Below are 25,242 nucleotides of genomic sequence, written 5' to 3'. Positions count from 1 at the left end.
AGAAGTAAGAATAAGATTATTGCAGAAATGAAATTATTAAGTTTAGCAATAAATATAAGGAAATTAAGTAATAAAATGAAATCAAATAAATTGGGATTTGTTAAGTATAAAGAGGCAATTTAATTATAAAAAACACAATAAGTAAAATAAACTTAGAAAATCTCTAGGTTTTATTTGGCATACCTAAAATCAGATTGATAAAACTATATTTCATTTTATAGAAATTTATGAAATATAGTTGACAACTAGAATATAGAAAAAGAGGCGTTTCATAACTTATAAATAAGTTATGAAACAGCCCCTTATTTTATAATTTATAGGAGCGTGCCCAGCAAAGCTGTAATTTACTTACTGAAGAATGTTTTGATAGAAGATTTTTTTGTTATTGATGTTTGAATAGCCCTTTAGTAACAATTGTTCATAGGCCTATATATTATGTCTTTAAATGTTTATAACTATAATTAAAAGAATATACTGTCATATAACGGAATGATCAGAATATAATAAATATTATCATGAGGGGATAAAAAATATTTTTATAATCTTTTAATTGAGTAAATTTCATATTTTCAAATCATTGATTTTACTAGTTTTTCTTTTGGGGAAATTATTAAATTTTAGCAACAAATTAGACTAGAATTGGTTCTATCTCAAAGTAATATTTCTAAGCTTGCTAATGCCTTTAGAAAATCAAGCAATTCCAGAAGTCTAAGGGGCTATGAACCTGAGGTTTTAATTTACTTTTTAATAATCATGCAGATAGAAAAGATTCAAAGTAGAAAGCATTTGGTTCTTAAACTTAAAAAAATCCATTTCTAAGATATTATTGTGGTTTTGATATTCTTGGTAAAGCACTTTTGAACCTACCTTTCCTAGATTTCTAGGAAAGTTGTCTCGAACTCAGAAAAACTTGAACAACTATTTTATGATCTAGTTATTAAGGCTAAAAAACTAAATATTATTTATGATGGTACTAATCCCAACTGAGGAATGAAGAGAGATACTAATGGCAATAATATACGAGGGTACAATGGCTCTAACTCGGATAAAGCGGTTGTTTTTTAGTAACTACAAGGTAACTTTTAAATTTTTTTACTATGCTATGAATTCTGGCTATGATCTTGATTATATCTATAAAAATATAGTAAGTAAATAAATAGTATTCCGACAATAGCTTACAATTCAAGAGGAAGCCTTTCTGCTCAGAAAGGATTAAATGAAGACTTTGATTCTGTTTGCTCAAAAGTATATAAGCTAGTTTACTGGATTAGAGATGGAAACTACTTAAAGTCAGATGTTCATATGCAGTCGGTAAATACAACTGTATCCATGGTATGAACTGACATTCAACTTTTAACTACTAATATATATTTTTAAAGTAGACTATAAAGTGAACCCAGTGTATTATGAGTATTTTTTTAAAATGCTCTAATTCTTGGAAAAGAGAATATGATAAAAGAACCTCAATTAAAAGATATAATAGCAGACTAAAAAGCTATATAAGCCTAGATAATGTAGGATCTAAAGGTATAAAGGTCGAAGTACAAGCACTATTAAATTGTATAGCCTTAATAGTTGGAAACACAAGTGAGTCTTGCTTAATAGGCCAAGTATAAGTGAATCAATATAGGAGGATTCTGTTGTTTATCAAACTAAATGTCAATTTTAAAAATTCATTTTCAATGAGCTACTATTTTATATACTTTTTTATTTAGTTTTAAAAACTTAATTATGTAATTTCCTCAATTAATTAGCAAAAAACAGGGGGTAATGGAAATGTTAAAAAAGAAAAAGCTTCAAATGTATATAACTATTTTTTTATTAGCATTGTTAACTTACACCATGATTTCACCATTAAGTGTAGTCGCTGCTAATGTTTCAAAAAATGTATTTGATAAAAATCAACAGATTGCTATCGACTTCCTAGATAACTCTACTACACAGAAAAAGTTAGCCGAGATTTGCGATGCAATTTGGTCATATGCAGAATTAGGCTTAGAAGAATATAATACTTCAAATCTTTTAATCAATTATCTAGAAAAAGAAGGTTTTGAAGTTGAGAAAGGAGTAGCAAAAATGCCTACTGCTTTTGTAGCTACTTACTCTAATGGAGATGGACCAACTATTGGTGTATTAGGAGAATTAGATGCATTACCAGCACTTTCCCAAGAAGCAGGAAGTACTGAACATAGCCCAGTTACTGAGGTAAATGGTGCTTCTGCACCAGGCCATGGATGTACTCATAACACCATGTGTACGGCCGCGGCTGGTACAGTTGTAGCAGTTAAAAATGCTATGGATGAAGGTGGATTTACTGGAACAATTAAGATGTTTGCAAGTCCTGCTGAAGAAACAGTTATTAGTCGTCCATTCATGGTCTATTCGGGTTTGTTTGATGATGTTGATGTTGTAATTGACAATCATGGAGGAGGTAGCTTTGGTGCGTCCTACGGTGTAAGCAGTAATACAGAGTGGTCATTTTCTGTTACGTTCTATGGTCAAACTGCCCATTCTGCTGGCTCTCCATGGCTTGGAAAATCTGCGCTTGATGCAGTTGAAATAATGAATATGAATACTGAATTTTTAAGGGAGCATCTTCACTATACATCTAGAATGCATTATGTAATTTTAGAAGGTGGTGAGGCCCCAAACGTAGTTCCTGATAGAGCTACAACTTGGTATTATGTAAGGAATTCAGATGAGTTAATAAAATCTGACTTTGAAAAGGTATTAAATTGTGCAAAGGCTGCAGCTCTTGCCACTGATACTAAAATGGAGATTACTCCATATACAGCAATCCATCAATGCTACAGAAATGAAGGTGTAGCAAACATACTTCAGAACAATATTCTAAAAGTAGGTATGCCTGAATGGACTGGAGACGAGCAAAAATTTGCAAAAGAATTACAAAAATCTATAGGTGCATCTGAAGTGAGCCTTTATGATAATTCCAGACTTGAGGATAAACCAAGAGGACCATCCCCAGTATTTGTTGGTGGAGGTTCATCTGATATAGGAGAAGTTTCTCTAGTAGTTCCCCTTTCAACTCTTAATTTCCCATCTAGTGTTCCAGGTGCTATAGGACATCATTGGTCTACTAGTGCTACTACTGGTACAACTATTGCACATAAGGGATTGATTGCAGGAGCTAAGGTAATGGCAGCAAGTGCTATAGAATTGATGACTGATGAAGATAAGCTTGCGGGGATTAAAGATGAATTTAAAGAGATGCAAGAAGAATACTTCTACAATTATAAAAATGATGGTGAAAAATTGATATTAGATGAAAATGGTAATGCTCAATTTGAGTCATATTTACCTTATTTATTTGACAGATCAGGCGAATATAAATATGATCCTGACAGTAGTAAGTTCTTTATACCAGAAGGCAAACCCGTTGTTCCACCATTAGGATTCTTAGCAGAACAAATGGCTAAATATAGACCTGAAATGTCTAAGTATTATAAAACTCCGAAATGGTATGATGGACCTCCTATAATAACCGAATAATATGTTAATTTATAAAAAATAGAGGCTAATAAATCAGCCTCTATTTTAATGTAAATTTCACTTATATTGAAAATTGTAACTTAACTGTAACTAATTAATAATGTTTTAAAGTTATAATAATAATATAGATAAGGAATGCTAAATTTATCGTATCTGATGTAATCTGCAATAACCAATTGATTTTGTAGAGCTGAAAGAATTGTCCTTCGCTAATCATTCTATAATTTTATTCTAGCTTTAGGGCATCTTGATTTATACAAACAAAATAAATATGTATAAACATATTATATGTACTATATAAAAGGGGGATATGGTATGAAAAGGGCAGTCGTATTTCTGTTAATACTTATTTTTTCAATATCCATTACATCAGCTGTATTTGCAGATATGAATGAAAAGATTGGCAATCATTGGTCTGGAGGGCAGATAAATAGAGATTTTCTATTATATTATTTCCCATATTTGGCGAAGGAAAACTTTAAACGTCTCAGCCCAGAGGAACCAATAAATGAAGATGAATTTTTATTATCCTTTTCATCATTATTAAAGGAGAAAGGATATACACCTGTTGAGGTAGGATGGAAGACGGCTCTAGATAGGATTGAAATGGTTAGAATTATAGGAGAAAAATTAGCAGAATTGGAGGTAGTGGAATTTGATACTAAGGATATGCCATTTATAGATATAGATGGTATAACGGAGAGTCAAAGACAAGCCTTATCTAATTTATACAGTATAGGTATAATTGATGGACAATCTAATGCTAAATTTAATCCTTATGCTAAAATAACCCAAGCTGAAGCTATTATTGTATTACAAAGGATAAATAATTTATTAGATAATATAGCTAATGATGAACATATAGATGAACCAGGAGAGTCAAGAGAGCCTGAGGAGATTCCCTTTACTCTATCAGGAATTATTCAGTCTTATTTTGGAAAAGAAGGCATCAATACAAGGATACAGGAAGACAAGGGGTTAGTAACTGCAACTAAAATGTTTCCAACTCCAGGTTATTCGGTAGAAGTAGAAAAGATAACAAAAGATAATGGAGAGTATAAGATATATTTAGATATTACCCCTCCAGATGAAGAGAGCATTCTTCCACAAGTAATAACGTATAAAACAATCACCATGGAGATTGATAAACAGTACTTAGGAAATCCCCCATACAATTTTGTATGGGGTAATTTTTTTAAATTAAAATAGTATGGTATAATATATAAACATAAAAAAATAGAAAGGAAATTGATATGGCTAGACGTAAGGAAATAAAAGAATTATACTATATAAGAGCTATAGCAGCTATGGGAATATTACTGATTCACGCTTCTGCAGGATTTGCGGTTAATTCTGAATTTGGTTCAAAAGCAATGTATTTGGGAATACTTACAAATCAATTTTTTAGATTTGGAAGTCCTATATTCATGATGGTTTCAGGATTAGTGCTGTTTTATAATTATAGATCAATGGATGAATTTGATACTAAGAAGTTTTACAAGAAGAAGATTAAGTTTATTTTACTACCTTATATAATATGGTCAGCAATCTATTTTTTATATAGATCATATTTATATAAAGCACCTTTAACTCTTGGAAAATTATTAGTATTTGGAAGGGAACTCTTATTAGGAGAATCATTTTCTCATCTGTATTTTATATTTTTAATATTTCAGTTTTATGTGATTTTACCGTTATTGATAAGGTATCTGACAAGATATATGAAGAAACATCCCTTTAGGATATTTAGTTTTTGTTTGATAGTTCAGGGAGCTATACTTATATATGGATATTATTTTAAAAATCCAAATGCCACAGGGGTTATAAAAATATTTAATCTATATTATTGGAAAACTGTATTTGGATGGTTCTTTTACTTTATGACGGGTGGATTATTAGGTATGCACTATGAAGAGGTAGTAAATTTTGTTGAAAAACATATAAAGAAATTGTCTATAGCATATGCGATTGTAACTTTTCTTTATGTTGGACAAGTTTACTATAATGTATGGATTAATGGTGGAAGGGATTATTATGGTAGATTTGGTTCTATAAGACCTCATACCATGATATATGCTATATTTACTATGCCAATTTTAATATGGTTAACAAGAAAAATAGTGAATAAGTTCAATTTATTGAAAAATTTTGGAACCTATTCCTTTGGAATATACTTTGTGCACCCATTAATTTTAGAGGAACTGAAGCGAATTTTAATGAATTATTTACCTAACCATATAGGACATAGTAGACTTTCTTCGTTGGTTTTCATATGCGGGATGGGAATTTTGATAAGCTTTGCATTTGTATTAGCAGTGGGAAGTACTAATATTAGATGGCTATTTATAGGTAAAGTACCAAGGTATAAATTGAAAACGTTAAGAAAAGGAGAAAATGTATGACAAAAGCCCGTAAGGTAGCTCAGTCTGCAGCAACAATAGCAATATTTACTTTGATAAGTAAATTTTTAGGATTCATAAGAGAGGTGCTTATCGCTTCTCAATATGGTTCGGGATATGAAACTGATACTTATTTTGTTGCTATGACGGCTACTACTATTATAATGACAACTATAGGAACATCTTTAAACACAACTTTGATTCCTATTTTCACAGAAATTGAAGAAAGGAAAGGCAGAAAAGGGAAGCTAAAATTTTTGAATAATATTTTCAATGTAGTATTTTTTACTGCTATAATATTGGCATTATTAGGATTTTTATTATCTCCAGTGATAATAAAAATACTCGCTAAAGGTTTTGAAGGAGAGCAATTTGATTTAGCGGTTAAATTAAATAGAATAGGTTTACCAATTATAATATTTTTAGGCTTTACTTATATCTTTTCTGGATATCTACATAGTAGCCAGATATTTGGGCCACCAGCCATAATGGGAATTCCATATAATTTTGTATTTATATTCTTTTTATTGTTTATGGCAGATAAGATTAATATATCTGATCTAATGCTTGCTAGTGTATTTGCAACGTCTACTCAATTTTTAATTCAAATTCCAGCTATAAGGCATCAAGGATTTAGGTATAGGCTGGATGTAAATCTTAAGGATATATATATAAGCAAAACCTTCAAATTAATCGTACCAGTTATATTAGGTTCTGCAGTTCAGAAGATAAATACGATAATAGATAAGACATTGGCATCTAGTTTAGTGGATGGTAGCATATCTGCACTCAATTATGCTGCCAGAATAAATGATGTTATAGTATCGGTATTCATAATGGCTGTTACTACAGTAATATTTCCAATGTTATCAAAGGCTTTTTCTCAACAGGATAACAAACAGATTAGAAGAATAATGGGGCAGGGAATAAATATTATATTGATAATAACGGTACCTGCAACAATAGGAATATTGATATTGGCAGAACCAATAGTGAGGTTGTTTTTTGAAAGGGGAGAGTTTACTTCTATTGCGACCAATATGACATCAAGTGCTTTATTCTTTTATTCTTTGGGATTAGTAGGAATATCATTGAGACTTATGTTAAATAAGGTGTTTTATTCATTTCAAGACACAAAAACACCCATGATGAATGGTGCTTTAGCAGTAGGGTTGAATATTATACTAAACTTAATATTTGTAAGATTTATGGATCATTCGGGATTAGCCTTGGCAACAAGTATATCAGTTACACTTACTTCTGCATTTTTATTTTTAAATTTGAGGAAGAAGATAGGGCCTATTGGACTTACAGCTTATATAAAAACATTTATTAAAACTTTAGCTGCATCTTTAATAATGGGAGTGGTTGTTTACTTCATGTTCTATGGATTGTCAGCTAAATTTGCAACTAATAAAATAATTGAGTTATTAATATTGCTGTTGTCTATAGGTACAGGTGCATTAATATATTTCATATTATGTATTGTTTTTAAAGTTGAAAATTTAAAATTATTGAAGAAGTAAGACATGATTTAGACATGCTTCACTTATAATAAATAGATAGAAAATAATATCTATTTATGAAAGGGGGTCATATAAGGAGCATGTCTTGTTTTTTGCAATTATAGAGTGTGAAATGTTTAATAATTATTAATTTTTGATGTTTGCTAAATTGTCTAAACAATGGTAAAATATTAACGATATTTTGCTGACTACATTTAAGGAGGGTTTTGACAGTGAAAAAAAGGAGAGATGCATTAATACTTGGAGCTGCATTGTTTTCAATGTTTTTTGGTGCAGGGAATTTAATATTCCCACCATTTTTAGGGCTAATAGCAGGAGATCAATGGAATTGGTCCATGGTAGGATTTTTTTTAACAGGGATTGGATTGCCATTTTTAGGGATAATGGCTTCTGCTAAAGCAGGTGGTAATGTGGATAGATTGGGTAACAAAATATCACCAATTTTTTCAAAGTTTTTAGGCATTACGATAGTTCTTGTTATTGGACCACTGTTAGCTATACCTAGAACAGGGGCTACTGCTTTTGAGATGGGGGTTTTACCAATTTTTCCTAATGCTAATCCTATAATATCTGTAATTATTTATTTTGGAATTACTTTGCTCTTTGCAATAAAACCGACTAATGTAATAGACAAGATAGGAAAAGTATTAACTCCAGCTTTACTTATGATTTTAGCATTGTTGATCTTAAGAGGAATAATTAATCCTATGGGAACACCAATTGATGAAAATTTAGCCAAACCATTTTCTGACGGATTTGAGCAAGGATATCAAACCATGGATGCTTTAGCAGCTATATTATTTGGAGGTATTATATCTTCTACATTAATCCAACAAGGTTATCAGGATGAAAAAGAACAAATTTCTATGACTAAAAGGGCGGGAATAATTGCCATATCAGGTCTTGCATTCGTTTATGGTGGATTAGGCTATTTAGGTGCTACAGGTGGAGAAATATTTCCTAAAACCATAACGAGAACAGATTTAATAATGAACATAGCCAATAACTTATTAAAAGCTTTTGGAGAATTAGGATTGGGACTAGCTGTAGCATTAGCTTGTTTAACAACATCTGTAGGGCTTACTGCTACTGTAGGGCAATATTTTAATCAGATAAGCAAAGGAAAACTTAAATATGAGGTGGTAGTAATAATAACAATTTTATTTAGTACTTTTATGTCTAACAGTGGTGTTGAATCAATTATATCATTTGCAGAACCTATATTGTTATTTATGTATCCTATAGTAATTGTATTGATATTATTAACAGTATTTTTAGGAGATTATATTAAAAATGATAATGTCTACAAATATGCTATTTATTCTACCTTGATAGTAAGTGCAATTGAATCTTTAAAAATATTAGGAATAAAAGTTTATCTATTGAGGTTTGTAGAAATGTTGCCTTTAGCATCATCTGGATTTGCTTGGGTATTACCGGCTATTATTGGAGGAATTATAGGTTATTTTATCAAACCTAAAGATGTTGAGAATATAAGTGTCTAGTTATTATATTAAACACTCGGATAAAGCTTTATCCGAGTGTTTAATAATTATCCCCATTTAGGCTTGTTAAAGTTTTCAGGAGTTTTTATTCTTTTTGCCTCTTCTTCCGAAACCATGTATGCATTTATTGCCTTATTATCATAGCTTTTAACTGTTTTTATAGCATCTTCTTTAGACATAGGTTCGGAAAGCTTTTCGTCAGTTATAACGACATATTTTTGAGCCATAGAATCTCCTTTCACCATTTTACATTTATTATTTCCTAAAAGAGTGAATAATATACTTTTTCTTATTGGTATAAAGTTAAAATTTGTGAATTATAATGTTTGCACATGTAGTTATAATATTGTTGATAATTGTCTTAAAGAAAAGAAATAATTAGCAGATATCCACAATTTTAATTTTCAATCATATTCATTTTGTTTTTTATACTTATATTTTCTATTGTAGAGCCTTTCTCTTCCTTTAATACTAGATTTAATATTAGAGCGGCTATGGTACCAGTACTAATACCTGATGAGAACAACATCTTTAAACTTTCTGGTAGGTTTGATATGATTTCAGGTCTTACTGTGACACCTAAACCTAATCCTATTGATACTGCAATTATTAATAGATTTCTATTTGTCATCTTTACACGGCTAAGTGTTTTTATTCCTGATGCAGCAACCATTCCGAACATCACTATACCTGCACCACCTAAAACTGGCTCTGGCATAATAGCAACTAATGCTCCTAACTTAGGGAATATACCTAATATCATCAGAATTATACCTGCAATTATAACGACAAATCTGCTTGCCACTTTAGTCATAGGGATAAGTCCAACATTTTGACTGAATGATGTATTAGCACCAGCTCCAAAAAATCCAGCTATAAAGCTTCCTACACCATCTGCCAATAGACCAGCACCTATCCCTTTGCTGTCTATTCTTCTATCGGAAGCTTCACCTATAGCTATAAGACATCCTACTGTTTCGATAGAGGTAACCAAATAAGCAGCTATAAAGGGAATTACTGCTTTTAGGTTAAATGTTACACCATATTTAAAGATAGTAGGTAGTTCAATCCAATTAGCATTTGCAACTTCCGTAAAATCAATCATTCCCAGCGGATATGCAATTATGTAGCCTATAACGATACCTATTAAAACTGAAGCAGTACTGAACATTCCTTTAGCATATCGATTTAGTAGAATTATTATGATCAATACTATGACTGCAACAACTATATTCTGTAGTCTACCATAGTCAGACGCTCCAGTTCCACCTGCAGCCCAATCGATGGATACTGGTAATAAAGTTAATCCTATTAATGTAACTACAGTCCCTGTGACAACTGGTGGAAAAAATCTCATAAGGGGTTTAATGAATCTACTTATAACCATTTCTATAAAAGAACCCAATATGGTTCCTCCAAAGAGGCCGGGAAGACCCATAGTAGATCCTACTGCTATGGAAGGAGCAACGAATGTAAAGTCTGTGCCCATAACACAAGGGACTTTAGCCCCAATAGGACCAATTCCCTTTGCTTGTATAAAGGTTGCTATTCCAGCAACAAATATAGCAGCACTCACTAGAAATGCAACATCAGAAGTTGGAAGGTCTAAAGCTCCACCAACTACTAAAGGCACTGCGACAATTCCGCCAAAAGCAGCCAAAATATGCTGAATTCCTAATACTATTGAGGTTAAGAGTGGTGGACGATCATCGATCTTGTAGATAATTCCAGAATTATTACTAGCTTGCGCATTAGATTTTTCGTGATATTCCATATATATCCTCCTAAAAAAGAATTAATACTATGCTTTGATATAAAAACAATGCAGATGATACTGAAAGCGTTATCATAGTATTTCTATAAGGATATAATAAATATTGACTTGGTTAAATGTAGAAAGTATACAAAAAAATAATCCAGTTTCGTTTGAATATTAAAATGATTTGTTTTGATTTTATAAATGATGAATAAAATTCATTTTTATATTATTATATAAAGAAACAATTTACACTTAGAATATACTGTAAAATTTTATTGCTGTTTTGTATATCATTATATGGGTAAAATTAGTATGTGCAGTTTAAACGACGGAACATTCTTTTTTTGACGTTATAAGAATAATTTGCAAAACACTTAAAATATAGTTAAAATATATGCTATAGAAGGAGCTGGTAATATGAATTTTCCAAGTGCCAACATATTAGAAGTTAATTTAACTAATGGTACTATTCAGAAAAAGGTATTGGATGGAGATACTCATAGACTATATCCAGGGGGTTCTGCATTAGGTACTTATATATTGTTAAAAGAGTTAAAACCAAAAGTGGAACCTTTATCTCCGGAAAATATATTAGTATTTTCAGTATCTCCATTGACAGGATTACCTATTGCAGGCGCAAACAGAATTACTGTAAATACTAAAAGTCCTTTAACCGGAGGAATAGGAGATAGTCAGGCTGGTGGATTTTTTGCAGCTTATTTAAAAGCAAATGGTTGGAATTCTATAGTATTTAAAGGAAAGGCAGATCATCCAGTATATCTATACATAGACGAAGGAAAAATAGAGTTAAGAGATGCTTTAAATATATGGGGAAAAGTAACAGGAGAAGCTGAAAAATTAATAAGAGAGGATCTAGATGAAGATAACGTAGATATAGCACAAATAGGTCCTGCAGGAGAGAATTTAGTGAAATATGCTAACATAATAAATATGAATAATAGAGCAAATGGGCGAAATGGTACTGGAGCTGTAATGGGTTCTAAAAATTTAAAAGCCATAGCTATAAAGAAAAGATTAGGACTTAAACCTGCAGATCCTGATAACTTTAACAAATTAGTTAAGGAAGGAATACAAAGATTTAATAACAGTAAAGGATTGCGATCACTTGGAGAACATGGAACAGACGGAGGATTAATCAGCCATCATAAAAATGGATTTTTAGCAACGAGGAATTGGAAGTCCGGGTATTTCCCTGAAGGAGCAGAAAATATAACTGGTACTACTATGACAGAAACTATATTGAAGAAAAGAGACACTTGTTATGCTTGTCCAATAAGATGTAAAAGGGTAGTGGAGATAGAAGGAAAGGTTGATCCAATATATGGAGGGCCAGAATATGAAACTGCTGCATCCTTAGGTTCGTATTGTGGAATCACAAGTTTAGAAACAGTTTCCATAGCTAATCAGCTATGCAATATGTATGGGTTAGACACCATATCCTGTGGAGGGACTATAGCATTTGCTATGGAATGTTATGAGGAAGGTGTATTGACTAAAGAGAGTACTGGTGGAATAGAACTTAACTTTGGAAATGATGAATCAGCTTTAACCATGATAGAGTTGATTGCAAAAAGAGAAGGAATAGGAGATTTATTAGCGGAGGGAAGCTATAGAGTAGCTCAAAGGTTAGGCAATGGTGCAGAAAAATATAGTATGACTTCTAAAAAGCAAGAATTTCCAGCTCATATGCCACAGTATAAACCATCATTAGGACTTATTTATTCAGTAAATACCTTTGGGGCAGATCATCAATCTTCAACACATGATCCAGTGCTTACTTTGCCACCGGAAAGTGAGGCTAGAAACAACTTAGCATTATTAGGAATTCGAAAGGGATATGATGATAATTTTGAAATGGATGATGAAAAAACAAGATTCGCATTTAATACTCAATGTTTTGAATCAACAGTTGATATATTATCCCTATGCCAATTCGTATGGGGAGCGTCTACAGAACTATACAATCCAAAGGACTTAGTCAAATTTGCTAAATATGGTATAGGATGGGATACCTCAGTATATGAATTAATGGAGATAGGTGAAAGAAAGATAAATATGATGAGGTATTTTAATGCTAGAGAGGGTTTTACTAAGGAAGATGATACGTTACCTCAAAGAGTATTTGAACCATTTCAAGATGGGCCATCTAAAGGGGTAGCCTTGGATAGAGAAAAATATGAAAAAGCTAAAGAGACATATTATGAAATAGCAGGTTGGGACAAGAAGACAGGTAATCCAACAGAAGGAAAACTAAAGAGACTATCATTGGGATGGTTGATAAACGATTTACAGATGAAAAGAGTTCTAAATTAGAAAACCAGTTCACTAAGAACTGGTTTTCTAATTTAGAAAGAACAAAAAAGAATGTTAATTATTAAACAATATTCTGAATGTTACAAATATATTGACAAATAGGGCGAATTTATGATATTTTATAAGTGAGCATTTATAGGGCTTATACTATTAAAAACATTCAGAATATTATGACTTGAATCATAATAAAATTGTAGTAGAGGGGGTGAATAGACGAATATTAGGATTATAAGTTGTCGATATTAACTAATTTTATAAGGGGGTTTATTCATGGAAAAACAACCAACTACGGAAAAATCAAGAGATCAATTTGTATCAAGGATAGGTTTTATTTTTGCTGCAGCTGGATCTGCAGTTGGGCTAGGAAACATATGGAGATTTCCTTATTTAGCAGGATTAAATGGTGGAGGCGCATTTGTACTATTTTATTTAATTTGTGTAATTGTAATTGGATTTGGATTGATGTTAGCTGAGTTTGTAATAGGTAGACATACTCAGTTATCCTCAGTAGATGCTTTCAAAAAATTGGACAAAAGATTTACTTTTGTGGGAGTAATGGGGGTATTAGCTGCATTTATAATTATGGGATATTATCCCGTTGTAGGTGGATGGTCAGTAGCTTATATTTTTAAAATTGTATTAGGAGAGTTTTCAACAGAACCAGCGGTTATGGGAGAAATATTTGGTGCATTATCTGGTGGAATTATGTCTCCGATTTTTTGGACTGCAATTTACTTAATAATGAACATTGTGATAGTGGCTAAAGGAATTAGTGCTGGAATAGAAAAAGCGTCTAAGATAATGATGCCTACCCTTTTCGCATTATTAGTTATATTAGTAATTCGTTCAGTGACTTTACCTGGAGCAATGGAAGGATTAAGATATCTATTTGTGCCTGATTTCTCAAAGATGACAGGTGAGGTTATGCTGGCAGCCCTAGGGCAAGCATTTTTCTCATTGAGTTTAGGTATGGGTTGTATGATTACCTATTCTAGCTATTTAAGTAAAAAGGAAAACCTTGTTCAAAGTGCAATTATAGTCCCTGCAATGGATACTTCAGTTGCATTACTAGCTGGAATGATGATAATACCTGCTACTGTAGCTTTAGGATTTGATTTAGGCCAGGGACCCGGATTAGTGTTTGTTACAGTACCGGCTATATTTGCAACAATGGGTCCAGTAGTTGGAAGAATATTTGGAATACTATTCTTTGTATTGCTTACATTAGCAGCTCTAACTTCTTCTCTATCCTTATTAGAGGTTGTTGTTTCCTATTTAATAGACAATAGAAAGTGGGAAAGAAAGAGAGCTGTTATGATCACTAGTATAATACTATTCTTAATGTGTATTGCCGCTTCATTATCAATGGGAATATGGTCTGGTTTCCAAATTATTGGAAAGAATATATTTGATTTCTTAGATTGGTTTGCTAATAGTCTTTTATTACCAATAGGTGGATTGTTCATCACATTATATGTAGGATGGTTCTGGGGTAAAGATAAAGTTAAAACTGAAGTTACAAATAATGAAAGTGTCAAATTTGCAATATTTAATGTATGGATGTTTTTATGTAAATTTGTCATTCCAATAATTATAGCATTAGTATTGCTTTCAGGAATTGGAATAATATAAAATATTCAATACGAGGAGTCCTTGTTTATCAAGGGCTCTTTACTTTTTAAGATTTGTTTTTATATGACCTTAACAGTATAATTGCCTTCATCTTACAAATACTAGTTAAATAAACATTTGTAAAATGGAGGTTTTAATTTTGGGAAATAAACTATTAGAAAAGATGTCCAAAATAACTGCTACTAGTAAGGAAGCCGTTTCAGATATTTTAGTTTTAGAATTTACTATAGTTAATGCATGTTTAATTGGAGATCCTATGTCTGATAATAAAGATTTTGTACTAGTAGATACTGGACTAGAAAATTCTGCTGATTTCATATTGGAATCTATAGATAAAAGGTTTGGGAAAGGCAATAAACCACAATGTATTATTCTCACTCATGGACATTTTGACCATGTAGGGTCAGTGGTTAAACTTTCTGAGCAATGGGATGTTCCAGTATATATTCATGAATTAGAATTACCTTATGTAATTGGTAAGAAGGACTATCCATTAGCAGATCCTTCTGTGGATGGCGGAGGAGTATCCAGGATGAGCAAGTCTTTTCCTCATACTAGTATAGATATAGAGGACAGAGTTGAAATTCTTCCTCCTGATGGAAGTGTACCAGGTATGTCAGGTTGGAAATGGATTCATACTCCAGGTCATACTGAAGGACATATTTCATTATTTAGGGAAATAGACAGAGTAATTATAGCTGGGGATGTATTTTCTACTACAAAACAAGAATCATTGATATCTGTGATAACTCAAAAACAAGAAATATCAGGACCTCCAGCATATTTAACTGTAGATTGGAAAGCTGCTAAAGAATCCATAATTAATTTAAGACAGTTAAATCCATATATTGCTATCCCAAGCCATGGTAAATCTATGAGAGGTAAACAGGTAACTGATCATTTGGATATGCTGATAGAACATTTTGATGAAATTGCAAAATCTGAACAAGGTAAATTTTTAGATAAATAATATTATACATTTTGCATTTCTTTACTTTGCTTATTGATAAAACTTATAACAATAAAAGAAAATAAAATAAAATAAAAAGAGAGAGCGATCTCTCTCTTTTGTATATATAGTGAACTAAAAATTAATTTACATGTTATTTTGATAGTTTTTTATGGTAGACTATAGTAGTAAAAAGTTTATCTTCAAAATTTTCATATCTAATTCCAGCTAATTTATATCGTTGCTTCATAGCAAATTCCATTGATGCAAAGTTTGGTTTTGGAGAAAGTATTGTCTCTGAAAACATATTTTTTATGCCTAGATTTAAAGATTTTTCTTTAAATTTTTTAAATAGTTCGCTTCCTAAACCTCTACCTGTTAAGCCAGATCTAACTGCAATTTTTTCTAATATAACAAATTTTTTAAGCGCTTTTTTATTAAAGTCATCTTTCCAGTTTGTATCAAAGATCCACTTAGGCTCACTTTTAAGCCATTGATCTTTAGTATATGCTAATAAAAAACCTAGTACATGATCCCTTTTTTTGATAACATAGAATAACTTTGAATTATCTATATCGTTTTTAAATTTACTTACATATTTTTCTTTATCCCTAAGGTAATTGTCCATCAAGAATCCTTGCTTATGGTTTTTCTTACTATTGCCCACAGAAGAAGCAACCTTTATTATTCCGTCGATATCAGTTTCGGTAGCCATACAAATATTCAAGTCGTCTGCATTATCGAAGTCTATTATTTTTGCATGAATCGTATCAGAATCCATTATATCCTCCCTCAATTTTCTCTTTTCCATCTACCTAGTCTTATAATTGGTTTAGATGAAACCACAACACCTCCTGTATAAAGTATGTACGCTTCTAATTTATTTTTTTAATTATATCATAAAGTTTCATTTTCTGAAAATTGAAATTTCTTATTATAATTATGTAAGACCTGTTTAATGGGTATGTCGTTAATTCTGATTAAGTTAACCCATAAATTTTTCCTAATTATAATAATATACATTAGAATGGTACGCAATTTAATTGGAATAAATTAAAAACACTGTATATCTTAATCTATTTGCGTTTGTCTTATTCAAAGAATTCAAGATATTTTGTTGATAGTTCATATCTTTGTATAATTAGAACTGGATTTTTTGTAGATAGAAATGTATGTGTAAACTACACCTCACCTATGGTTTTACTTAGAAATAGGGAACCTCTTGGTCAATTGTAAATTTTAATTATTAATCATAAATTTTAGTTGTCAATCATAAATTTTAGTTAATTGTTATATTTAGTTAAGGAGGGGAAATAATGATTAGACTTATTGGAATTGTGATTGTAATTGTTGGATTTGTTCTAAAATGGGATACAATTGCAGTAGTGGTTGTTGCAGGAATTACAACAGGATTTGTAGGAGGATTATCTTTTAACGAAATACTTGCAATTTTAGGAGAATCATTTGTAACAAATAGATATATGTCAGTATTTTTGGTGACATTGCCCATTATAGGCATATTAGAAAATAATGGTTTAAAGGAAAGAGCTTCAACTCTTATTGCAGAAATAAAGGTTGCAACTTCAGGAAAAATATTATCAATATATATGATTACAAGGACTATAGCAGCAATGTTGTCACTGCGTCTTGGAGGACATGTACAGTTTATTAGACCAATTGTAAACCCAATGGCAGTAGGTGCTGCAGAAGCTAAATATAAAAATATAGATGAAGAAGATGAAGAAAATATAAAAGGATTGGCAGCAGCAGTTGAAAATTACGGTAACTTCTATGGACAAAATGTATTCATTGCTTCAGGCGGTGTTCTCTTAATAGTTAGTACGTTAAATGAGTTAGGATATAATGTAACTCCTTTAGATATTTCTAAAGCAGCATTACCTATAGCTATAATAGCAACAATAGTTGTAATAATTCAGGTTTTAATGTTTGATAGAAAAACAGATAGAAAGTATCAATCAAAATAATTGGAAGAAAGGAGAAATTATTTATGAATGATATTTTGCTTGAGATCTTATTTATATTATGTGGTATGGTATCTTTAATAACATCATTTTATTCATTTAAAGATGAAGAACATCCTACCAGAATAGGAAGTACATTGTTTTGGGGACTATTAGGTATAATATTTATATTTGGGCCATATATTCCAGCAAATATTACAGGAATTATTTTAATCGTGATGGCAGTTTTAACAGCTACAAAACGAGTTAGAGCAGGATCTACAAGAGATGCAACAGATGAAGAGTATAGAAAGAAAAAGTCAAATGAAATAGGAAATGCGATATTCATTCCTGCGCTTATGATAGCTATTTTTGCTTTTGGAATAGCACAGTTTACAGATTTAGATGGACTTGTAGGATTAGGAATAGGAGCTGTAGTAGGGCTTGTAATTGGATTAATATTAACTAAATCTCAGACATCTGAAGCTCTTCAAAGTGGTGGCAATATGCTACAACAAATAGGTTCTCCAAGTTTATTACCACAGATTTTAGCAGCTCTTGGAGCACTATTTAATGCTGCAGGAGTAGGAGAAGTGATAGCTTCTGGAATTTCTCGAATTATTCCTGCTGAAAATATAGTGTTAGGTGTGATAGCATATTATGCAGGTATGATGATATTTACTATGATAATGGGAAATGCATTTGCAGCTTTTTCTGTTATTACAGTAGGAGTAGGGGCACCCTTTGTATTAGCACAAGGTGCAAATCCAGCAATAGTAGGAGCATTGGCTATGACAGCTGGGTACTGTGGAACATTACTTACACCTATGGCAGCAAATTTTAATATTGTACCGGCAGCTATTTTAGAAATGAAAGATAAAAATAAGGTAATGAAGTCACAATTCCCAATTGCATTAGTAATGTTTATAATTCATATAATATGGATATTAATCTTTGCGTTATAGGATTTTACCATAATTTGTAGGGAAGTTCTGTTTTTAATATATTTTATAATATAGTTAAGAAAATTAGGAGGTACTTAAATATGAAAGTATTAATTACGGGTTTTGATCCTTTTGGAAATGAGAAAATAAATCCAGCTATTGAAGCTGTGAAAAAATTAGATGATAAAATAGCGGGTGCAGATATAATAAAACTTGAAATACCAACTGTATTTGGGAAGTCTATAGAAAGATTAGAGAAAGCTTTAGAGAAAGAGAATCCAGACATAACCATATGCGTTGGTCAAGCAGGTGGAAGAAATAGAATAAGTATAGAGAGAGTAGCAATAAATATAAGTGATGCAAGAATACCAGATAATGAAGGGAACCAACCTATAGATGAACCAATATTTGAAGATGGGGATGCTGCTTACTTTGCAAAATTACCTATTAAAGCAATGGTAAAAGAGATGAATGATAAGAATATACCTGGAGAAGTGTCAAATACAGCTGGTACTTATGTATGTAATCATATTATGTATGGATTGCTTTATAACATAGATAAAAAATACCCAAACATGAAAGGTGGATTTATACACATTCCATTTCTACCAGAACAAGTAATTGATAAAAAAGACAGACCAAGCATGCCTTTAGATCTTATTATTAAAGGAATAACAGCTGCAATAGAAGCAGCCATTAAATATGATGAAGATATTAAAGAAGTTGGTAGTGAAATCAGTTAGTGACATAAAACTGGAGAATAAAAGGAGTAACTCCTTTTATGAAAATTGGATCTGAAGATTAATTTTCAAAGTATTAGGAAGATTTTATCCACTTTATGATATAATTTATATATGCAAAGCAGATGGTAAATTCATTATAATAGTCTCGTTGTAATGCAAGAAAATCTAATTAGTATTTCATAAGACATAAGAAAAGGGGGAATTAATATGAAAAAACGCCCAGGAACAAAAAATGATGGGATTAGAATTTTTAAATTTATTTTATTTGCAGCAATAGGAATTTTTATGTTTTTCATACCTATCAAAATAAACGGGGATAGTTCTATTCCCTTAGATCATATTGTTAACTATATCAAAACTATTCCTTATTTTGGGTCTGTATATTCCGGTTTAATAGTGGCTATAGGAGGAGTATTGCCATTTATTAATAAAACTTGGAATAGAGATAGAACAACATCTATTTTTTCAATTATTAAACTACTAGGTATTGTATTTATATTCATGGCAATTTTTAATGTAGGACCAGCATTTTTGATGAAAGAAAATGTAATTCCATTTATTTATAATAATATAGTTATATCAGTAACTACAATAGTCCCAATAGGTTCAATATTTCTTGCATTTTTAGTTAATTATGGTTTAATGGAATTCATAGGGGTTCTAATGCAACCTGTTATGAAACCAATTTGGAGGACACCAGGAAGATCTGCAATAGATGCTGTAGCATCTTTTGTAGGTAGTTATTCATTGGCCTTACTTATTACGGATAAGGTATATCAAGAAGGTAAATATACAGGAAAAGAAGCTTCTATTATAGCTACTGGTTTTTCAACTGTATCAGCTACATTTATGGTTATTGTAGCCGATACATTAGATATTATGGATTATTGGTTATTGTACTTTTGGTTGACTTTGGTTATTACATTTATAGTAACAGCTATAACAGCAAGGATATATCCTTTAAGCAAGAAACCAACAACTTACTATAAGGGACAAGAAGGTAACGCAGAAAAATTAGACTCCGGTAATAGATTTAAGATGGCATATAAAGAAGGAATGGAAGCATTTGATAATGCACCTACAGTTGTAGAAAGTGTATTAGGAACTTTCAAATCAGGAATAAGGTTAGCTTTATCAATTGGTCCATTACTTATGTCTATTGGAGTTATAGGAGTAGTTTTAACTGAATATACACCTATATTTGATATAGTAGGTTATATATTTTATCCATTTACTCTAATAACGCAGATTCCCGAGCCATTACTAGCAGCTAAAGCAAATGCATTGAGTATAGCTGAAATGTTTTTGCCAGCATTATTGGTTACGGATGCTTCTATGATTACAAAGTTTCTTATAGCAATAGTGAGTGTATCGGAAATTTTATTCTTTTCAGCTTCAATACCTTGTATGATGGCCACAGAGATACCACTTACAATGAAGGATTATATTATAATATGGATAGAAAGAGTTGTATTATCCATACTTATAGCAGCACCAATATTACACTTGATATTTTAGTGAGTAGATAAGATTAGTTGATTATAGAACAATACTAGTTAAAAGTGCTTAGTTTGTTATATACCGCTTGACAGAGTTACATTTAACAAATATAATTTGATTATCAAAATATTTGAGGTGTAACTATGGATAATCATAAATCTATTAATGAAATACTTGTAAGGCTTTTTGCTAATGTTCTTGATATAGAAGAAAGATGTCTCAGGAGAGGTGAATTTTCCGACTTATCCATAAAAGAAATGCATATTATAGAAAATATAGGGATAGATAAAGAACCCACTATGTCAGAGACAGCTAAAGAATTGGGCATTACTTCCGGAACGTTAACTACAGCAATTAATAATTTAATTAAAAAGGGGTACGTTGAAAGACATCGCTCAAGTTACGATAGACGTGTTGTTATGATTAAGCTAACAGATAAAGGCATTTCAGCATATAATGCTCATTTAGATTTTCATAAGGATTTAGTAACTAATGCATTGAAATCATTGAATAAAGATGAGGAGAAGATGCTAATTGGAGTATTGGCAAAAATAGATATATTCTTTAGGAAAAAGTATGATTTTTAATCTAATATTTCAACAGTCGAATATTTTGATAATCCAATTAAAATGGAAGGAGAAATTATGGGTATAAGAATAGTTATTGATAGTACATCAGATGTTACAAAAGAAATTATAGAAAAATATAATCTTATAATGGTGCCACTAACAGTAAATTTTGAAGATAGATCATATTTAGATAAGGTTGAATTAAGTACTAATGAATTTTTTGACAAATTAATTGTATCAGATAAACTTCCTACTACATCACAAGTTACACCAGGAAAGTTTGTTGAAGTGTTTAATAAAATATTAGAAGGTGGAGATGAAGTTTTAGGAATATTTTTAGGTTCAGACCTTAGTGGAACATATGAATCTGCACAAATAGCAAAGAATATGATCGATGATGAGAGAATTAATCTTATAGATTCAAGAAGTGTATGTCTTGGAACATTTTCTTTAATATTGGAAGCAACAGAGTTAGTAGATCAAAACAAAAGTATAGATGAAATTGTTAAAACAATAGAAAGTTTAAAGGATAAGGTAGAACTTGTGGTTGCAGTTGATACTTTGAAATATCTTGAAAAGGGAGGTAGACTTTCTAAAGGGCAGGCAATAGCAGGTTCAATTTTGAATATTAAGCCTATTATTACAGTGAAAGATAGTAAAGTTTCAGTTGTTGATAAGGTCAGGGGCAACAACAAAATCGTAAAGTGGTTTGATAATTGGATAAAAGAAAATGAATTTGATTTGACTAATAAAACTGTATTCTTGTATCATGCTCAAAATGAGAAAACAATAAAGACTTTAAGAGAGCTAATTGAAGAAAAATATACACCCAAGAATATAATAATATCAGAAGTTGGACCTGTAATTGGAACTCACACAGGACCAGGAGTAATTGCAATAGGATTTTTAAATAAATAAGTGGACAAGTGGACAAGTACCTTGTCCACTTATTTATGATATAATGTTAAAAGAAGGAAATAATTATAAAAGGAACGATAAAATTGAGTCAATTAATATCTGTGCTTGTTGCATTTATAATAATACCAATTTTAACTAGTAAAAAAGTTAAACTTAGTTATATCCTTTTGATTTCGACAGGAATTTTAGGCATATTGTCTGGTTTACGAATGGAAGATTTAGGGCAAGCGATTGCAAGTATTATAACTAATTCGCCATCTCTGACTACAGTGCTGACAGTTATGATGGTAAGTATTCTTGGTGGGTGGATGAAACACTACAATATACTCAATGAAATAGTTAATATATTAATACTTTTAATAAGAGATAAGAAAAAATTTTAATGATAATTCCTGCTATGATTGGAGTTTTAATAATTTCTGGAGGGGCATTATTATCTGCTCCATTTATATACAATTTAGGAGAAGAGATGGAGTTATCGCCTCCGCGACGTGCTGCAATAAATCTTGTATTTCGACATATAGCAATGTTTTTCATATCATCATTTTTCTTTGGATACATAACTTGAAATCAGACTGCTGCATTGGCAATTATATTTCCTATGATTTCTCAGCTTAATATTATTGGAGGATTGCTATACGTTTATACATATTTTGTATTTGGAGCTGCATTCTTAGGCTATTTTTTTCGCCATTACATCTTTGTCAAGCGTTTACATTGGAACATATGGGAGTACTTACTAGCGGATTGTATAAGGAATATAGGTTTTATGCACTTAGTTTGTTTATAGTATTGATTGTTTCTGCAGTTGTTTTAAATTTAGTGTTTGTTTAACATTTTATATTATTTTCAATAAAATTTATTAAAAAGACATATGAAAATTAAATCAAAAATGCTATCATGTGGATGCAGTATAAAAAAAGAAAAGAAGGAGTTAAAGATGTCTGGTAAATTAGCAGGAAAAATTAATTCAAAGGAAATTGTAACAAAACTAATATTTATAGTAATAGGAAATTTACTGTGTTCTATAGCATTCAACGTATTTTTCATACCTAACAAGCTATTAAGTGGTGGTGTTGGAGGATTAGGAATTTTAATTCAATATCTAACGGAAATACCTACAGGTATATCCGTATTTCTTATTAATATTCCTATATTTGTTATAGGTTCTAAAATGATAGATAGGGAATTTGCTATATATGGTTTTATATCTATGCTTGTTTTGTCACTTTTTTTAACACTTACAAGAGAATTAGGGAGTTATTTTATAGTAGACGATATATTATTGGGTTCAAGTTTTGGAGGAATATTTAATGGAATAGGAATGGGGCTGATGTTTAGACAAAGAGCTTCTCAAGGAGGTTTTGACATAATAGCTGCAATTCTTAAGAAAAAATATAATGTGAATATTGGGACAGGCTTAATGATGGCAAATACTATAATAGTTTCCCTTTCATCATTACTATTTGGGTATAAATCTGCAATGTATACGCTAATATCCATGTATATAGGGTATACTGTAGTGGACAAAGTACAGACAGGATTAAATGTGAAAAAGAATATAGTTATAGTATCACAAACTCCTGAGAAGGTAGCTGATGCGATTATTAAAAGATTGCACAGGGGTGTTACTTTTTTGGAAGGATTAGGTGGCTATACAAATGAAAATAAAAAAGTTATATATTGTATAGTTACATCAAGAGAGACAGCGAAGTTAAAAAACATAGTAGAAAAAACAGATCCAAATGCTTTCTTTACTGTAAATAACGTAGTGGAAGTAAAAGGTCGTGGTTTTAAAAATATAGGGATATAAATTATATTAAAATAAATAATTTATCTATAGTGTCATAACAATCCACAAAGCAGCTAAAATTGATAGCCTCATCAATTTTAGCTGCTTTCATAATTCTTAATAAATCTGAATTTTTTAATCAAATGCATTTTAAAGGCTATTCCATTTATTATAATCTTTAATTGAATGTTTTTAATTTATACTATTATTGTTGATTAAGTTCATTATTTTCATTTAAAAAATTCAATCTACCATTTAAATATTGTAGATGTCTATCAATATCTGAGCTCATCTGCTCAAAGGTTTGTTTTACTTGTTCGTCTTCAGTTGATTGGGCCATCATAGAATAACTTCCTTTTGCAGCTTCAGATGAAGCTATAGCTTTTTCAAGATCACTTTTAACTGTCATTTTATCACCTCACTTTCATAATTAGATTTTCCACACATAAAACCAAATATCCTAACCAAAATATCCACACTTCACAAAAAATCCACATTTCAGAAATATCTACATTGAATATAAACATTCCAATTTGATTAATATAAATAAAAACAAAAAATAACTAAAATTTTTATTATAATATAATTTATTATCCATCAATAGGAATATAATTTCATTAGAGGTGAAATTATGTTTAAAAGAAAATCAATTATCAATAAATGGCATATAATAGGTATATTTTGGATCATTATAGTAGGATCTTTATTGCATTTTACGTATGAATGGTCAGACAAATCTATTATTGTAGGATTCTTTAGTGCTGTAAATGAAAGTGTATGGGAGCACTTAAAGCTTGGATATTTTGCATTAACTTTTTTTATGTTAATTGATTATTGGATATTGAAGAATAAAACATCAAACTATTTTACAGCAAAAGCTAGTGGAATTATATCCATGAATTTACTTATTGTTATTGGCCATTATACTTATCAAGTTATTGCAAGTAATACTAATGTAATTTTTCATATTGGTTTATTTATTGCAGGAGCAGTAGTTTGTCAGCTAGTTAGTATGAATATTATGAAAAGAGATATTAGTAAGTTTTTCAATTATATAGGATTTATTGTTTATGTATTAATAGGAGTATTATTTGTGTCTTTGACACCTTCTCAAACACAAACTTTTACATTATTTATAGATTTTTAAAAAAATAAAGGGAAAACAAACTTTATGTCGAATATATAAACATATAAGACTTAT

Annotated in this window: 22 protein-coding genes; 18 read left to right on the top strand and 4 right to left on the bottom strand. The window is 30.7% G+C overall.

Annotated elements, in window-relative coordinates:
• The first annotated feature begins 1,776 nt into the window (after positions 1–1,776).
• The 5 genes from K8M07_RS07080 to brnQ all read left to right on the top strand — a co-directional run bounded on the left by K8M07_RS07080 (position 1,777) and on the right by brnQ (position 8,940).
• Positions 1,777–3,510 (top strand): amidohydrolase, encoded by a 1,734-nt coding sequence (locus K8M07_RS07080; RefSeq protein WP_223377209.1) that lies wholly within the window; start codon positions 1,777–1,779, stop codon positions 3,508–3,510.
• A gap of 315 nt (positions 3,511–3,825) precedes the next feature.
• Positions 3,826–4,719, top strand: coding sequence for a protease complex subunit PrcB family protein (locus tag K8M07_RS07075; protein ID WP_223377208.1), 894 nt, complete (start codon positions 3,826–3,828; stop codon positions 4,717–4,719).
• A gap of 44 nt (positions 4,720–4,763) precedes the next feature.
• On the top strand, positions 4,764–5,912 hold the full coding sequence (locus K8M07_RS07070; RefSeq protein ID WP_223377207.1) for an acyltransferase: 1,149 nt from the start codon (positions 4,764–4,766) through the stop codon (positions 5,910–5,912).
• Positions 5,909–7,435, top strand: coding sequence for a murein biosynthesis integral membrane protein MurJ (murJ, locus tag K8M07_RS07065; RefSeq protein ID WP_223377206.1), 1,527 nt, complete (start codon positions 5,909–5,911; stop codon positions 7,433–7,435). The genes K8M07_RS07070 and murJ overlap by 4 nt, the downstream gene beginning before the upstream one ends.
• Before the next feature lie 212 nt (positions 7,436–7,647).
• Positions 7,648–8,940 (top strand): branched-chain amino acid transport system II carrier protein, encoded by a 1,293-nt coding sequence (gene brnQ / locus K8M07_RS07060; protein WP_223377205.1) that lies wholly within the window; start codon positions 7,648–7,650, stop codon positions 8,938–8,940.
• Between the two features lie 47 nt (positions 8,941–8,987).
• Here the strand turns inward: brnQ and K8M07_RS07055 are convergent, their stop codons facing one another.
• Positions 8,988–9,167 carry a hypothetical protein gene (locus K8M07_RS07055; protein ID WP_223377204.1) on the bottom strand — a complete coding sequence of 60 codons (180 nt, stop codon included), beginning with the start codon at positions 9,165–9,167 and terminating at the stop codon, positions 8,988–8,990.
• 170 nt (positions 9,168–9,337) lie between these two features.
• Positions 9,338–10,714, bottom strand: a complete 1,377-nt coding sequence (locus K8M07_RS07050) for a uracil-xanthine permease family protein (protein ID WP_223377203.1) — start codon at positions 10,712–10,714, stop codon at positions 9,338–9,340.
• A 402-nt stretch (positions 10,715–11,116) separates the two neighbouring features.
• Between K8M07_RS07050 and K8M07_RS07045 the strand changes: the two genes are divergently transcribed.
• The 3 genes from K8M07_RS07045 (at position 11,117) to K8M07_RS07035 (ending at position 15,635) form a co-directional block, all read left to right on the top strand.
• Positions 11,117–13,033, top strand: coding sequence for an aldehyde ferredoxin oxidoreductase family protein (locus tag K8M07_RS07045; protein WP_223377202.1), 1,917 nt, complete (start codon positions 11,117–11,119; stop codon positions 13,031–13,033).
• A 270-nt stretch (positions 13,034–13,303) separates the two neighbouring features.
• Complete coding sequence (locus K8M07_RS07040; RefSeq protein WP_223377201.1) at positions 13,304–14,665, top strand: sodium-dependent transporter; 1,362 nt, start codon at positions 13,304–13,306, stop codon at positions 14,663–14,665.
• Between the two features lie 139 nt (positions 14,666–14,804).
• The gene (locus K8M07_RS07035) at positions 14,805–15,635 is read left to right on the top strand and encodes an MBL fold metallo-hydrolase (RefSeq protein WP_223377200.1); all 831 of its coding nucleotides are present in this window, start codon (positions 14,805–14,807) and stop codon (positions 15,633–15,635) included.
• A gap of 133 nt (positions 15,636–15,768) precedes the next feature.
• Here the strand turns inward: K8M07_RS07035 and K8M07_RS07030 are convergent, their stop codons facing one another.
• Positions 15,769–16,395: a GNAT family N-acetyltransferase gene (locus tag K8M07_RS07030; protein WP_223377199.1), complete on the bottom strand. Its 627-nt coding sequence runs from the start codon at positions 16,393–16,395 to the stop codon at positions 15,769–15,771.
• A 535-nt stretch (positions 16,396–16,930) separates the two neighbouring features.
• Here K8M07_RS07030 and K8M07_RS07025 point away from each other — a divergent pair.
• The 9 genes from K8M07_RS07025 (at position 16,931) to K8M07_RS06985 (ending at position 24,062) form a co-directional block, all read left to right on the top strand.
• Entirely contained in the window at positions 16,931–17,599 is a 669-nt protein-coding gene (locus K8M07_RS07025; RefSeq protein WP_223377198.1) for a DUF969 domain-containing protein, read from the top strand.
• A 23-nt stretch (positions 17,600–17,622) separates the two neighbouring features.
• Positions 17,623–18,540 carry a DUF979 domain-containing protein gene (locus K8M07_RS07020; RefSeq protein WP_223377197.1) on the top strand — a complete coding sequence of 306 codons (918 nt, stop codon included), beginning with the start codon at positions 17,623–17,625 and terminating at the stop codon, positions 18,538–18,540.
• Between the two features lie 80 nt (positions 18,541–18,620).
• Positions 18,621–19,262: a pyroglutamyl-peptidase I gene (pcp, locus tag K8M07_RS07015; protein ID WP_223377196.1), complete on the top strand. Its 642-nt coding sequence runs from the start codon at positions 18,621–18,623 to the stop codon at positions 19,260–19,262.
• Between the two features lie 207 nt (positions 19,263–19,469).
• Positions 19,470–20,780: a YjiH family protein gene (locus K8M07_RS07010; protein ID WP_223377195.1), complete on the top strand. Its 1,311-nt coding sequence runs from the start codon at positions 19,470–19,472 to the stop codon at positions 20,778–20,780.
• A 125-nt stretch (positions 20,781–20,905) separates the two neighbouring features.
• Positions 20,906–21,349, top strand: a complete 444-nt coding sequence (locus K8M07_RS07005; protein WP_223377194.1) for a MarR family winged helix-turn-helix transcriptional regulator — start codon at positions 20,906–20,908, stop codon at positions 21,347–21,349.
• Positions 21,350–21,406: 57 nt separating this feature from the next.
• Positions 21,407–22,249 (top strand): DegV family protein, encoded by an 843-nt coding sequence (locus K8M07_RS07000; protein ID WP_223377193.1) that lies wholly within the window; start codon positions 21,407–21,409, stop codon positions 22,247–22,249.
• A gap of 83 nt (positions 22,250–22,332) precedes the next feature.
• On the top strand, positions 22,333–22,632 hold the full coding sequence (locus tag K8M07_RS06995) for a hypothetical protein (RefSeq protein WP_223377192.1): 300 nt from the start codon (positions 22,333–22,335) through the stop codon (positions 22,630–22,632).
• Positions 22,632–22,817 (top strand): DUF401 family protein, encoded by a 186-nt coding sequence (locus tag K8M07_RS06990; protein WP_223377191.1) that lies wholly within the window; start codon positions 22,632–22,634, stop codon positions 22,815–22,817. Before K8M07_RS06995 ends, K8M07_RS06990 begins: the two co-directional genes overlap by 1 nt.
• Positions 22,818–23,189: 372 nt before the next feature.
• Positions 23,190–24,062, top strand: coding sequence for a YitT family protein (locus K8M07_RS06985; RefSeq protein ID WP_223377190.1), 873 nt, complete (start codon positions 23,190–23,192; stop codon positions 24,060–24,062).
• A 184-nt stretch (positions 24,063–24,246) separates the two neighbouring features.
• Here K8M07_RS06985 and K8M07_RS06980 read toward each other — a convergent pair whose 3' ends face one another.
• Complete coding sequence (locus tag K8M07_RS06980; RefSeq protein WP_223377189.1) at positions 24,247–24,450, bottom strand: DUF1657 domain-containing protein; 204 nt, start codon at positions 24,448–24,450, stop codon at positions 24,247–24,249.
• Between the two features lie 222 nt (positions 24,451–24,672).
• Here K8M07_RS06980 and K8M07_RS06975 point away from each other — a divergent pair, with 222 nt between their 5' ends.
• Positions 24,673–25,188 (top strand): DUF6512 family protein, encoded by a 516-nt coding sequence (locus tag K8M07_RS06975; protein ID WP_223377188.1) that lies wholly within the window; start codon positions 24,673–24,675, stop codon positions 25,186–25,188.
• The last annotated feature ends 54 nt before the right edge of the window (positions 25,189–25,242 follow it).

This window comes from Schnuerera sp. xch1 (assembly GCF_019931165.1).
Classification (GTDB): Bacteria; Bacillota; Clostridia; order Tissierellales; family Tepidimicrobiaceae; genus JAIOUP01.
The sequence above is the reverse complement of the archived record's forward strand: the minus strand, read 5'-3'. Positions and strand labels throughout refer to the sequence as shown.